The following is a 12,292-nucleotide window of genomic DNA, read 5'->3' as shown; positions in this document are numbered from 1 at the left end:
GTCAATCGTCACTGCCACCCCTGGCGAAATATCCGGTCAACGACCGGCAGATGGACTCGGCCAGATCTTCCTGAGTGGCGATGCCATAGGGTTGATTGCGATCGAATTGCTCTGACCAGCGAATGCGCCCCTGAGCGACATCAATCAAACGTACCGAGGTCCGGACACGGGCCGGTTCCACCCGTACGCTGCCTTCCAGCGAATAGCTGCCCCGCCCCGTCCGCCCCTGGGCCGGTGTTTTCACGCTACTTCGCGGCACCTTCATCAGTACATGACTGGCGCGGGTTTGAGTCTGTTCAAACGACTCGAACAGCCTGCAGCTCAACTCTTCGCACAAGCCCTGGGTAAAGTCGTCGCCGTCGCGGGTGATGCAGGTAAACGGCTGGAGTTGCAGGACAGGATGGCGAATAGCGATGCCTTTGAGCCTGAGTCGCTGGTACGCCAGCCGATAACAACCGGCCGGTATGCTCAGGTGCACCGGATCCTGCTGGCCAAACGTGGCGTAATGACTGGCGAGCTTGCGCCGCAATCGGCCTATCTGCACCCGCACTACCGGATCATCGCCGGTGCTATAGACCGTCGGATCACGGCGAAACACCGCGATGCCGATGGCGTGCTCGGTAAGGGGGATGTCCGAGAACTGGAGGTCGTACTCGACCAGAAAGCGCAGCAGGCTGCCCATCCGCCGTGACTTGGCGAACAACGGGCTGGCTAATAACTGCGCGAGCACCCGCTCCACCTCTTCCCGAGCGAGAGGTTCGGGAACGATGTCTGCACTTGCATTGCCAATGTGCTTGATCACCACAGCCTGCCTCCATGCAGGTAACCGCCTGTCGCCCGCCACCTCGATGGCCATGAACGACTCGAGCGCTGCCAGAAAGTAGCGTAGCAGTTGCCATCGGATCGGGAAGGCCATTGCCGAAGGAACACTCAGGGAAAATTCGTATACCATATCTGCAATTCATTCCGAACGATCACGACCGTGGCCCTGACAAAACTCAACGCTCCCGACCTTGGCAATTCGCCTTCGACGTCGGAAATCATCACCCGTCATCTGCGTGACGCCATCGTCGCCGGGCATTTCGCCGAGGACGAGCCGATTCGCCAGGACGATATCGCCCGCCAGTTCAACGTCAGCAAGATTCCGGTGCGCGAAGCCCTCAAGCGTCTGGAGGCTGAAGGCCTGGTGATGTTCCAGCGTAATCGCGGGGCGATGGTCACGCGGGTTTCCGATGCGGAACTGGCGCAGATGTTCGAAGTGCGCATGCTGCTCGAAGACAAGGTGCTGCGCCTGGCCATTCCGAACATGACCGAAGAAACCTTTGCTCGCGCCGAGCGTATCTGCCAGGAGTTCATCGGCGAAGATGACGTGGGGCGCTGGGCCGAACTCAACTGGGAACTGCACGCTTGTCTCTACGAACCGGCGCAACGACCGTTTCTGGTCAGCCTGATCCGCTCGGTCAACGACAAGCTGGAGCGCTACCTGCGCATGCAGATGAGCCTGTCGGCCGGCAAGGAACGCGCCGATCATGAACACCGGGAAATCCTTGCGGCGTGCCGCGCCGGTGACGTGGACCTGGCGGTGAAGTTGCTCGACGAGCACATTGCCGGCGTCTGCAAGACCCTGTTCGAACACCTGCCTCACAGCCACTGACCGCTCGCCGCACTGTGCCAATTTCGTCATCGACACTGGATAAAACCATCAAGCCGGCAAACCCTCGCACAGGCCACTCTTTCGTTCACTCATCTGAACGGACGTGGCCATCCCATGAAACGCATCACCGTGATCGACTCCCACACCGGCGGCGAACCGACCCGCCTGGTGACCGCCGGCTTTCCCGATTTGGGCACCGGCAGCATGGCCGACCGTCGACAGCGGCTGGCCGAACAGCATGATCAATGGCGCGCTGCCTGCGTGCTGGAACCACGGGGCAGTGACGTGCTGGTCGGCGCCCTGCTCTGTGAGCCGGTGGACCCGAACGCCTGTGCCGGCGTGATTTTCTTCAACAACAGCGGTTACCTCGGCATGTGTGGCCACGGCACCATCGGCCTGGTGGCTTCATTGGCGCATCTGGGCAAGATCGGCCCTGGGGTGCACAGCATCGAAACCCCGGTGGGCACGGTGCAGGCGACGCTGCACGAAGACCACTCGGTCAGCGTGCGCAATGTGCCGGCGTACCGTTACCGCAAAGCGCTGTCGCTGCAGGTGCCGGGTATCGGTCAAGTGACCGGCGATGTTGCCTGGGGTGGAAACTGGTTTTTCCTGATTGCCGAGCATGGCCTGCGCGTTGCGGGCGATAACCTCGATACGCTGACCGCCTACACCTTCGCCGTGCAGCAAGCACTGGAGGCTCAGGGGATCCGCGGCGAAGACGGCGGTTTGATCGACCATGTTGAGCTGTTCGCCGATGACGAGCAGGCCGACAGCCGCAACTTCGTCCTCTGCCCCGGCAAGGCCTACGACCGCTCTCCGTGTGGCACCGGTACCAGTGCCAAACTGGCGTGCCTGGCGGCCGACGACAAATTGCAGCCGGGACAGATCTGGCGTCAGGCCAGTGTCATCGGCAGCGAGTTCGAGGGTTCCTACGAACTTCAGGGCGAGCGCATTGTGCCGACCATTCGCGGCCGCGCCTTTATCAGCGCCGAAGCCAGCCTGATCATCGAACAGGACGACCCGTTCGCCTGGGGCATTCGTCCGTGAACGAGGGCCTGGTGGCCGATGTGATCGTGATCGGCGCCGGCATCATCGGCGCTGCCTGTGCCCAGGCGCTGGCGAGTCGCGGCTTGCGCGTGCTGGTGCTGGATGCAGGCCTGCCCGGCGCTACGGCGGCGGGCATGGGCCACTTGCTGGTCCTCGACGACAACCCGGCCGAACTGGCCCTCAGTCAATATTCCCTGCAACGCTGGCGCGAACTGGCGCCGGCCCTGCCCGACGGCTGCGCCTACCGTTGCAATGGCACCCTCTGGCTGGCCGCCAATGCTGAAGAAATGGCCGTCGCCCACAGCAAATACCTGAACTTGCAGGCCCAAGGCGTGGCTTGCGAATTGATCTCCAGCAGTGCCTTGCACCAACGCGAACCGGAACTGCGCGAGGGCCTGGAAGGCGGACTGCTGATCAATGGTGACGGCATTCTTTATGCGCCGGCGACGGCCAACTGGATGCTCGACACACCGAACATCAGCCAACGCCGGGCGCGGGTCAGCGAAGTGGACGGCAACCGCGTGCGACTCGACGACGGCCACTGGCTGAGCGCCGAAGCGGTGATTCTGGCCAACGGTGTCCAGGCCAACGAGCTGTGCCCGGAGTTGCCGATCGAACCGAAGAAAGGCCACTTGCTGATCACCGACCGCTACCCCGGAAAAGTCACCCACACCCTGGTGGAACTCGGTTACGTCACCAGCGCCCACAACGCCACTGGCCCATCGACGGCGTGCAATATTCAGCCCCGGCCGACCGGGCAACTGTTCATCGGCGCCTCGCGACAATTTGGCACCACCGACCCGCAAGTCGAGGGCTGGATGCTGGCGAAAATGCTCCGGCGTGCCACCGATTACATGCCGGGTCTGGCTCAGCTCAACAGCATCCGCGCCTGGACCGGTTTTCGCGCTGCCAGCCCCGACGGCTTGCCGCTGGTGGGTCAGCATCCACAACGCAAAGGTTTATGGCTGGCGGTCGGCCACGAGGGCCTCGGCGTGACGACCGCCCCCGGCACCGCCGACCTGCTGGTCGCGCAGCTGTTCGACGAAACGCCGCCACTGGCCGCGCAACCGTATCTGCCGCAACGATTTCTCGGAGAGCCCGTTTATGCCTGAATTGATGCTGGACGGACGTGCCCTGCGGGTTGCCGAAGGCACCAGTGTCGCCGCAGCACTGGCGCTGAGCGGCGATGGCTGCACGCGCACATCGGTCAGTGGCCAACGCCGCGCCCCGCTGTGCGGCATGGGCATTTGCCAGGAATGCCGGGTGACCATCGACGGTCACCGGCGCCTGGCCTGCCAGACGCTGTGCCGTGACGGCATGCACGTGGAGACTCAAGCATGAGCGAATACGCCGACCTGCTGATCATCGGTGCCGGTCCCGCCGGCATGGCCGCCGCGCTCGCCGCAGCGCCGAGCGGTGCGCGCATCGTCCTGCTCGATGACAACCCGCTACCGGGCGGGCAAATCTGGCGTGACGGGCCTCAGGCCAACCTGCCGAACCCGGCGCGTCAGATGCGCGAGCGACTGGAGGCGTGCAGCAACATCCGCCGCCACTCGGGCACGCGGGTGATCGCCTGCGCCGGGCCGAAACAACTGCTGGTCGAAGACGCCGATCGAGGCTGGTTGATCGGTTACGACAAACTGATTCTGTGTACCGGCGCCCGCGAGTTGCTTCTGCCCTTCCCCGGCTGGACACTGCCCGGCGTGACTGGCGCAGGTGGCCTCCAGGCACTGATCAAGGGCGGCCTGCCGGTGCACGACGAACGCATTGTGATTGCCGGCAGCGGACCGTTATTGCTGGCCAGCGCCGCCACCGCAAAACACAACGGCGCCCGGGTGCTGCACATCGCCGAGCAAGCCCGCGGGGCCGCCGTCGCCGGTTTCGCCGCGCAACTGCCACGCTGGCCCAACAAGCTGATGCAGTCGGTCACCTTGTTCGACCGCCACTACCGTACCGGGACCCATGTACTGGCCGCCCTGGGCAATGAGCGGCTGGAAGGTGTGCGCTTGCAACAGCAAGGAAAAATCGTCGAACTGGCATGTGATCGCCTGGCCTGTGGCTTCGGTCTGATCCCCAATACCCAACTCGGTCAGGCCCTCGGCTGCGAACTTGAAGATCAGGCAATCGCCGTCGATGCCTGGCAGGCCACTCGCCACGCCGATCACTACGCGGCGGGTGAATGCACCGGTTTCGGTGGCAGTGAACTGGCGTTGGTCGAAGGCGCCATCGCCGGTCACGCTGCGGTCGGTGAACTGGATTCGGCCCGAGCATTGTGGCCTCGGCGTGCGCGTTGGCAGGGTTTCGCCAACGCCCTCAACAAAGCCTTCACTCTCGATCCGCAACTCAAGTCGCTGGCACAACCCGACACCTTGGTGTGCCGTTGTGAAGACGTGCCTTACGGCTTGCTTGCCGGGCACACTGACTGGCGTGAGGCCAAACTGGCCAGCCGCTGCGGCATGGGCGCCTGCCAGGGCCGGGTGTGTGGCGGCGCGTTGCAGCACCTGTTCGGCTGGCAACCTTCGGCACCACGCCCGCCATTCAGTCCGGCGCGGATCGAGACCTTGTTGTGCCTGGACGACACCCCGCAGGCCTGAATGCCGGCCCGGGGCTTTCGGGTCCGTCGCCGAGTCTTTATGATCCCGGGCATTGCCTCCAGACGCCCAGCGCCATGTATGCCTCGCTCACTACCTTCAAACCCTGCGACCTGCCCACCCTGCTGAGCAGTCTGCAGCCGATCGCGGCGTTGCTCGACACCCTGTCGGACGTGGTGTTTTTCATCAAGGACAGCGAGGCCCGCTACGCCTTCGTCAACCAGACCCTGGCCCGACGCTGCGGCTTCAAACACAGTGACGAGCTGCTCGGGCGCACCGCCGACAGGGTCTTTCCCGAGCGCTTCGGCCCGCTGTACACCGAGCAAGATCGTCGCGTGCTGTCCACCGGCCGCGAACTGGCCGACCAACTCGAACTGCACCTGTATTACGGTAACCAGCCGGTCTGGTGCCTGACCCACAAAATCGCGCTGCGCGACCTGCAAGGTCAGATCGTCGGTCTGGCCGGCATCTCCCGCGACCTGCAAACGCCACAGTCCAGCCATCCGGCGTTCCAGAAACTCGCGGCGGTGGACGCGCATATCCGCAGCCATTTCGCCCGCCCTATCAGCCTTGCCGAACTGACCGCGATCGCCGGGTTTTCCGTGGCGCAACTGGAGCGCCATTGCAAACGGGTGTTCCAGCTCACCCCACGGCAGATGATTCACAAGGCGCGCCTGGAAGAAGGCTCCCGACTGTTACTGCACACCGACCTGCCCATCACCGAGATCGCTCTGCGCTGCGGTTACACCGACCACAGCGCCTTCAGCCGGCAGTTCCGCGCCTTGACCAGTCTGGCGCCAAGTCAGTATCGAGAAAGCCGTCGCTGAACCCGGGCGAGTGTTCCTTTAAGGGGCGCCCGGAGTCCCCACTGCTCCCTTCTGTAACACCGCCTGATACGGCCCGCCGAGGCGTTCTTCTCCTACGCCCTGTTCCCACAATCTTGTAAGACCTTTAGCTCAAGGCTTGGCGATTAATTCTCGCCCCTGTTCGGAAACAGGCACGCTCATTGCTAATCACATATCGTATACGAAATTCACAATACGATATCCAACAGCACTTTCCGACAACGAGGCCTCTATGAAAAACCCCGCATTTGCCGTAGCCCTCAGCGCTGTTCTCAGTACTTCCTTTATCGCCACCGCCCAGGCCGACAAACTCGACGACATTATTGGTTCGGGCAAGCTGCGCTGCGCCGTGACCCTGGACTTCCCGCCCATGGGTTTTCGCGATGAAGGTAACAACCCGGCCGGTTTCGACGTGGACTATTGCCGCGACCTGGCGAAGATCCTCGGGGTCGACGCCGAAGTGGTTGAAACGCCCTTCCCCGATCGAATTCCGGCGCTGGTCTCCGGGCGTGCAGACGTGATCGTAGCGTCCACATCCGACACCCTGGAGCGGGCCAAGACTGTCGGCCTCACCGTGCCGTACTTCGCCTTCCAGATGGTGGTGCTGACCCGCGACAACACTGGCATCAACAGCTTCGCCGATATCAAGGGCAAAGCCCTGGGCAACACCAGCGGCACCTATGAAGCCATCGCCCTGGAAAAAGACGTGAAGAACTGGGGCACCGGCACCTTCCGCGCCTATCAATCGCAGAACGACACGCTGCTGGCGGTCGCCCAGGGCCACATCGACGCCACTGTGGTCACCAACACCGTGGCCGCTGCGACGATCAAGTCGGGTAAATACAAGAACCTGAAAATCGCCGGTAACGCGCCGTACACCATCGACTACGTGTCCCTGGGCGCCAAGCGCAACGAGTATGGCCTGCTCAACTACCTCAACCTGTTCGTCAATCAGCAGGTGCGCAGCGGCCGCTACAACGAGCTGTTCACCAAATGGGTCGGCACCGAGATTTCACCCACCGACCTGACCGTACCCAAGGTCTATTACTGAGGTGTCCGGCATGCCTAGGCCAACCTCTCTGACCGGTCGCAGCCTGGTCGCCGGCGCCGCACAAGGCGCCTTGCTGTTCGCCGATGTCGGGCTGAGTTTCTGGGGCGGGGTCGATCCGTACAGCGGCGAGGTCATCGACCGTCACCACCCACTGAGCGGCGAACATCTGGCCGGCCGGGTGCTGGCGATTCCCAGTGGCCGCGGCTCGTGCACCGGCAGCAGTGTGCTGATGGAACTGATCAGCAACGGTCATGCGCCGGCCGCACTGGTGCTGGCCGAACCCGATGAGATCCTGACCCTGGGTGTGCTCGTGGCACAGACCATTTTCGAGCGTTCCCTGCCGGTGCTGTGCATCGGCGGGGAGGCCTTCACCGCCTTGCGCGGCAAGGCCTTTGCTCGGGTCGAAGCCTCAACGGTGACCGTGTTCGAACAGCTGCCGGGCGATGCCTGGCAGGCACTCGACGGTCCGTTGCAGACAGCAGAAAAAAACACCGCTATCGAACTCACCGAACACGATCAGGCACTGCTCGACGGCGAGCATGGCAAGGCTGCCCAAGTGGCCATGCAGATCGTCCTGCGCATGGCTGAACTGCAAGGTGCGCGCAGTCTGGTGGACGTCACCCAGGCACACATCGACGGCTGCATTTATACCGGACCTGCGAGCCTGCGCTTCGCCGAACAACTGGTGCAGTGGGGAGCAAAAGTACGGGTGCCGACCACCCTCAATTCGATTTCTGTCGACCAGCGCCGTTGGCGCGAGTTGGGTATTGATCCGGCACTCGGCGTACCAGCCAGTGCCTTGGGCGATGCGTACATGGCGATGGGCGCGCAGCTAAGTTTCACCTGCGCGCCCTACCTGCTCGACAGCGCGCCGAAGGCCGGTGAGCAAATCGTCTGGGCCGAATCCAACGCCGTGGTGTATGCCAACAGCGTGCTCGGCGCACGTACCCTGAAATACCCGGACTACCTGGATATCTGCATCGCTCTGACCGGCCGCGCGCCGTTGATTGGCTGCCATCTGGACGCGCAACGTAAAGCGAGACTGCAAATCGAATTACCGGTTTTGCGCGAACTGGACGACGCCTTCTACCCGCTGCTCGGTTACCACATCGGTGCCCTGGCCGGCAGCCGGATTCCGCTGGTGCTGGGACTGGAACAGAGCAAGCCGAGCCTGGACGATTTGAAAGCCTTCGGTGCGGCTTTCGCTACCACCTCCGCCGCGCCGCTGTTCCATATCGCCGGGGTGACCCCGGAAGCACTCGACCCGACGCAGGTGCTGGAGGCGGAAGCCGATGTGCCGGTGGAAAAAATCCGCCTGAAGGATTTGCTGCTCAGCTGGCGCGAGCTCAACAGTGCCCGCGACAGTCGGGTGGATGTGGTCTCGCTGGGCAACCCGCATTTCTCCCTCAGCGAATTCGCGCATCTGGCGCGGCTGTGCCGGGGTCGGCACAAACACCCCGAAGTCGTGCTTGCCATCACCTGCGGTCGCGCGGTGCAGGAACAGGCCCGCGAGGCCGGGCATATCGCGGTGATCGAAGCCTTCGGCGCGACCCTGGTCACCGACACCTGCTGGTGCATGCTCGGCGAGCCGGTGATCCCGCTGACGGCCAAAACCTTGATGACCAACTCGGGCAAGTACGCCCATTACGCACCCGGCCTGGTAGGCCGCAAGGTGCACTTCGCCAACCTCGCCGAATGCGTCGACGCCGCCTGCAGCGCCACGGCCAGTGGTCGTTTGCCGGCCTGGCTGCAATCGGCCGCCTCCCTGGAGAGCCCCGCGCATGTTTGATTACACCTTCCAATGGCGCGCGACCCTGCGCGCCCTGCCGGACATGCTGGCCGGCGCCTGGGTCACCTTCGAGACCGCCGCGCTGTCGATGATCTTCGGCGTGCTGATTGCCCTGGCCCTGACGGTGATGCGCGAAACCAAACAGCCGTTGTTGCGCGGCATCGGCAACGGCTGGGTATCGATCGCCCGCAACACCCCGTCGCTGTTCCAGATCTACGTCCTGTACTTCGGCCTCGGCTCGCTGGATTTGCATGTCAGCTCATGGTTCGCGCTGCTGGCCGGGATCACCTTCAACAACGCCGGCTACCTGGCGGAAAACTTTCGCGGTGGCCTCAAGGCTGTGCCCGGCACGCAAGTTCGCGCCGCGCGCTCGCTTGGCATGAGTGCCTTCCAGGCCTACCGGATGATTATCGTCCCGCAGCTGCTGCGGATCGTGTTCTACCCGTTGAGTAACCAGATGGTCTGGGCGGTGTTGATGACGTCGCTGGGGGTGATCGTCGGGCTGAACAATGACCTCACCGGCGTGACCCAGGATTACAACGTCAAGACGTTCCGCACTTTCGAATATTTCGCCATCGCCGCGGCACTGTATTACCTGATTGCCAAGGCGATCGTCGCCGTCGCCCGGCTGATGGCCTGGCGGCTGTTCCGTTACTGAGGAGGAGACCATGTTGACCACCAGTTTTTCCTGGAATGACCTGTTGTTCTTGCTTGATGGCGCCTGGGTCACTCTGAAACTCACGTTCTGGTCGATCATCCTCGGCTCCTTCGCCGGGCTGTTGTTTGGCTTGCTGCGGGCGCTGTTGCCGCGCGCCAGTCTGCCGCTGGCGTGGGTGCTGGACGTGTTTCGCAGCGTGCCGTTGCTGATCCAGTTTGTGTTGTTCAACTCGCTGAAAAGCATCGTCGGTTTGAACATCAGCGCCTTCAGCGTTGGTTGCATTGTGCTCGGGGTCTACGCCGCCGCGTACTTCACCGAGATCGTGCGCAGCGGCGTGCTTTCGGTGCCGTTCACTGTGCGCCGGGCCAGTCGGTCCCTGGGGTTGAGTTTCCTGCAGGACCTGCGCTGGATCGTCCTGCCGATGGCCACGCGGGTGGCCTTTCCCGGCTGGCTGAACCTGGTGCTCAGCGTGATGAAAGACACCGCGCTGGTGATGTGGATCGGCATCGTCGAACTGCTGCGCGCATCGCAAACCATCGTGACCCGCATTCAGGAACCGCTGCTGGTGCTGTGCATCGCGGGCCTCATCTACTACGTCATGAGCCTGGTGGTCGCTCGCCTCGGCGCTCGTCTGGAAAGAAGGTGGCAAGAAAATGATTGAGATCGACAACGTACACAAATCCTTCGGCAACCTCGAAGTGGTCAAGGGCGTCAACCTGACGGTGAACAAGGGCGAGGTGGTGTCGATCATCGGCGGCTCCGGCTCGGGCAAATCGACCCTGCTGATGTGCATCAACGGCCTGGAGCCGATCCAGAAAGGCAACATCCGCGTCGACGGTGTCGAGGTCCATCACAGCGCCACCGACCTCAACCGTCTGCGGCAGAAAATCGGCATCGTCTTCCAGCAATGGAACGCGTTCCCGCACCTGACCGTGCTGGAAAACGTGATGCTGGCGCCACGCAAAGTGCTGGGCAAGAGCAAGGCCGAAGCCGAGGAACTGGCGGTCAAGCAACTGACCCACGTCGGCCTGGGCGACAAGCTCAAGGCCTTTCCCGGCAAGCTCTCCGGCGGCCAGCAACAGCGCATGGCGATCGCCCGCGCCCTGGCCATGTCGCCGGACTACATGCTGTTTGACGAAGCCACTTCGGCCCTCGATCCGCAATTGGTAGGCGAGGTGCTGGACACCATGCGCATGCTCGCCGAAGACGGCATGACCATGGTTTTGGTGACCCACGAAATCCGCTTCGCCCGCGATGTGTCCGACCGCGTGGCGTTCTTTCGCAATGGTTTGGTGCATGAGATCGGCTCGCCTGATCAGGTCATCGGCAACCCGGTGCATGCGGAAACTGCGGCCTTCCTGAAATCAGTGAAATAACTAATGGCCCCATCGCGGGCAAGCCCGCTCCCACAGGTATCTGTGTCGGCCACCAACTTTGTGTACACCATCAAACCCTGTGGGAGCGGGCTTGCCCGCGATGAGGCCTCAACAGGCAATAGAAGGAGCAGACAATGCGCTCATCGAAAGTCATCCATGTAGTCAGCTGCCACGCCGAAGGCGAAGTCGGCGACGTGATCGTCGGCGGCGTTGCACCACCGCCCGGAGCCACTGTGTGGGAACAGTCGCGCTGGATTGCCAAGGATCAGACCTTGCGCAACTTCGTCCTCAACGAACCTCGCGGTGGGGTGTTCCGCCACGTCAACCTGCTGGTGCCGGCCAAGGACCCTCGGGCGCAGATGGCCTGGATCATCATGGAACCGGCTGACACCCCACCGATGTCCGGCTCCAACTCGCTGTGCGTGGCCACCGTGTTGCTCGACAGCGGCATCCTGCCGATGACCGAACCGCAAACCCGGCTGGTACTCGAAGCGCCGGGCGGGCTGATCGAAGCGGTGGCCGACTGCCGTGACGGCAAGGTCGAACGGGTGGAAATCAAGAACGTGCCCTCCTTCGCTGACCGCCTCGACGCCTGGATCGAAGTCGAAGGCGTCGGCTCATTGCAGGTCGACACCGCGTACGGCGGCGACAGTTTTGTGATCGCAGATGCTAAGCGCCTGGGCTTTTCCATTCGTCCTGATGAAGCGGCGGATCTGGTCGAGGTCGGGCTGAAAATCACCCGCGCGGCCAACGAACAACTGGGCTTCGTCCATCCGCTGAACCCTGAGTGGTCGCACATTTCCTTCTGCCAGATCGCGGCTCCCCTCGTCTATGAAAATGGCATCGCCACCGGCGCCAACGCGGTGGTGATTCAACCCGGCAAGATCGACCGTTCGCCGACCGGCACCGGCTGCTCGGCGCGCATGGCGGTGCTGCAGGCCAAGGGCTTGATGCAGGTCGGCGAACGTTTTATCGGCCGTTCGATCATCGGTTCCGAGTTCCACTGCCGCATCGATTCGCTGACCGAAGTGGCGGGACGCCCGGCGATTTACCCGTGCATTTCCGGCCGGGCCTGGATCACCGGTACCCACCAATTGCTGCTCGATCCGAGCGATCCGTGGCCACAAGGCTATCGACTGTCTGACACCTGGCCTGGGGCCTGAGCACAACCTTACAAACCCTCACCAAAAAACTCTGACAAACGGCTAGTAAAAACCCCCTCGTAACTGAAAAAAGCACTGGCCGAGTCTTTTCATTTGCAATATCGTATACGAAATACAA

At 62.7% G+C, this 12,292-nt stretch carries 13 protein-coding genes; 12 read left to right on the top strand and 1 reads right to left on the bottom strand.

Annotated features, from left to right (window positions below):
• Window position 1 precedes the first annotated feature (1 nt).
• The gene (locus tag ACMXYI_RS19125; RefSeq protein ID WP_415773929.1) at window positions 2-805 is read right to left on the bottom strand and encodes a hypothetical protein; all 804 of its coding nucleotides are present in this window, start codon (window positions 803-805) and stop codon (window positions 2-4) included.
• 177 nt (window positions 806-982) lie between these two features.
• On the opposite strand from ACMXYI_RS19125, the gene ACMXYI_RS19120 reads away from it, so the two are divergent.
• The 12 genes from ACMXYI_RS19120 to ACMXYI_RS19065 all read left to right on the top strand — a co-directional run bounded on the left by ACMXYI_RS19120 (window position 983) and on the right by ACMXYI_RS19065 (window position 12,174).
• Complete coding sequence (locus tag ACMXYI_RS19120; protein WP_415768578.1) at window positions 983-1,654, top strand: GntR family transcriptional regulator; 672 nt, start codon at window positions 983-985, stop codon at window positions 1,652-1,654.
• 114 nt (window positions 1,655-1,768) lie between these two features.
• A complete protein-coding gene (locus ACMXYI_RS19115) occupies window positions 1,769-2,701 on the top strand; it encodes a 4-hydroxyproline epimerase (protein WP_415768577.1) in 933 nt (310 codons plus the stop codon).
• Window positions 2,698-3,813 carry an NAD(P)/FAD-dependent oxidoreductase gene (locus ACMXYI_RS19110; protein ID WP_415768576.1) on the top strand — a complete coding sequence of 372 codons (1,116 nt, stop codon included), beginning with the start codon at window positions 2,698-2,700 and terminating at the stop codon, window positions 3,811-3,813. The genes ACMXYI_RS19115 and ACMXYI_RS19110 overlap by 4 nt, the downstream gene beginning before the upstream one ends.
• A complete protein-coding gene (locus ACMXYI_RS19105; protein ID WP_415768575.1) occupies window positions 3,806-4,042 on the top strand; it encodes a (2Fe-2S)-binding protein in 237 nt (78 codons plus the stop codon). The genes ACMXYI_RS19110 and ACMXYI_RS19105 overlap by 8 nt, the downstream gene beginning before the upstream one ends.
• Entirely contained in the window at window positions 4,039-5,295 is a 1,257-nt protein-coding gene (locus tag ACMXYI_RS19100) for an FAD-dependent oxidoreductase (RefSeq protein WP_415768574.1), read from the top strand. Before ACMXYI_RS19105 ends, ACMXYI_RS19100 begins: the two co-directional genes overlap by 4 nt.
• 74 nt (window positions 5,296-5,369) lie before the next feature.
• Window positions 5,370-6,119: an AraC family transcriptional regulator gene (locus ACMXYI_RS19095; RefSeq protein WP_415768573.1), complete on the top strand. Its 750-nt coding sequence runs from the start codon at window positions 5,370-5,372 to the stop codon at window positions 6,117-6,119.
• A gap of 250 nt (window positions 6,120-6,369) precedes the next feature.
• A complete protein-coding gene (locus ACMXYI_RS19090) occupies window positions 6,370-7,188 on the top strand; it encodes an ABC transporter substrate-binding protein (RefSeq protein ID WP_008157204.1) in 819 nt (272 codons plus the stop codon).
• A 10-nt stretch (window positions 7,189-7,198) separates the two neighbouring features.
• A complete protein-coding gene (locus tag ACMXYI_RS19085; RefSeq protein ID WP_415768572.1) occupies window positions 7,199-8,977 on the top strand; it encodes a cis-3-hydroxy-L-proline dehydratase in 1,779 nt (592 codons plus the stop codon).
• Window positions 8,970-9,635: an amino acid ABC transporter permease gene (locus ACMXYI_RS19080; protein WP_008157202.1), complete on the top strand. Its 666-nt coding sequence runs from the start codon at window positions 8,970-8,972 to the stop codon at window positions 9,633-9,635. The genes ACMXYI_RS19085 and ACMXYI_RS19080 overlap by 8 nt, the downstream gene beginning before the upstream one ends.
• Before the next feature lie 10 nt (window positions 9,636-9,645).
• Window positions 9,646-10,296, top strand: a complete 651-nt coding sequence (locus ACMXYI_RS19075; protein WP_008157201.1) for an amino acid ABC transporter permease — start codon at window positions 9,646-9,648, stop codon at window positions 10,294-10,296.
• On the top strand, window positions 10,289-11,011 hold the full coding sequence (locus ACMXYI_RS19070) for an amino acid ABC transporter ATP-binding protein (protein WP_008157200.1): 723 nt from the start codon (window positions 10,289-10,291) through the stop codon (window positions 11,009-11,011). Before ACMXYI_RS19075 ends, ACMXYI_RS19070 begins: the two co-directional genes overlap by 8 nt.
• A gap of 134 nt (window positions 11,012-11,145) precedes the next feature.
• Window positions 11,146-12,174 carry a trans-3-hydroxy-L-proline dehydratase gene (locus ACMXYI_RS19065; RefSeq protein WP_415768571.1) on the top strand — a complete coding sequence of 343 codons (1,029 nt, stop codon included), beginning with the start codon at window positions 11,146-11,148 and terminating at the stop codon, window positions 12,172-12,174.
• The last annotated feature ends 118 nt before the right edge of the window (window positions 12,175-12,292 follow it).

The sequence above is a fragment of the Pseudomonas lyxosi genome, assembly GCF_047758685.1.
Classification (GTDB): Bacteria; Pseudomonadota; Gammaproteobacteria; order Pseudomonadales; family Pseudomonadaceae; genus Aquipseudomonas; species Aquipseudomonas lyxosi.
Note: the sequence above shows the minus strand (reverse complement) of the source record. Positions and strands in the feature narration are given on the sequence as shown.

What these genes read in the sequence shown, in the direction of transcription:
- ACMXYI_RS19115 (WP_415768577.1), top strand. Translation starts at nt 1,769, where the DNA reads ATGAAACGCATCACCGTGATCGACTCCCACACCGGCGGCGAACCGACC.
- ACMXYI_RS19085 (WP_415768572.1), top strand. Translation starts at nt 7,199, where the DNA reads ATGCCTAGGCCAACCTCTCTGACCGGTCGCAGCCTGGTCGCCGGCGCC.
- ACMXYI_RS19065 (WP_415768571.1), top strand. Translation starts at nt 11,146, where the DNA reads ATGCGCTCATCGAAAGTCATCCATGTAGTCAGCTGCCACGCCGAAGGC.
- ACMXYI_RS19090 (WP_008157204.1), top strand. Translation starts at nt 6,370, where the DNA reads ATGAAAAACCCCGCATTTGCCGTAGCCCTCAGCGCTGTTCTCAGTACT.
- ACMXYI_RS19080 (WP_008157202.1), top strand. Translation starts at nt 8,970, where the DNA reads ATGTTTGATTACACCTTCCAATGGCGCGCGACCCTGCGCGCCCTGCCG.
- ACMXYI_RS19100 (WP_415768574.1), top strand. Translation starts at nt 4,039, where the DNA reads ATGAGCGAATACGCCGACCTGCTGATCATCGGTGCCGGTCCCGCCGGC.
- ACMXYI_RS19095 (WP_415768573.1), top strand. Translation starts at nt 5,370, where the DNA reads ATGTATGCCTCGCTCACTACCTTCAAACCCTGCGACCTGCCCACCCTG.
- ACMXYI_RS19070 (WP_008157200.1), top strand. Translation starts at nt 10,289, where the DNA reads ATGATTGAGATCGACAACGTACACAAATCCTTCGGCAACCTCGAAGTG.
- ACMXYI_RS19075 (WP_008157201.1), top strand. Translation starts at nt 9,646, where the DNA reads ATGTTGACCACCAGTTTTTCCTGGAATGACCTGTTGTTCTTGCTTGAT.
- ACMXYI_RS19105 (WP_415768575.1), top strand. Translation starts at nt 3,806, where the DNA reads ATGCCTGAATTGATGCTGGACGGACGTGCCCTGCGGGTTGCCGAAGGC.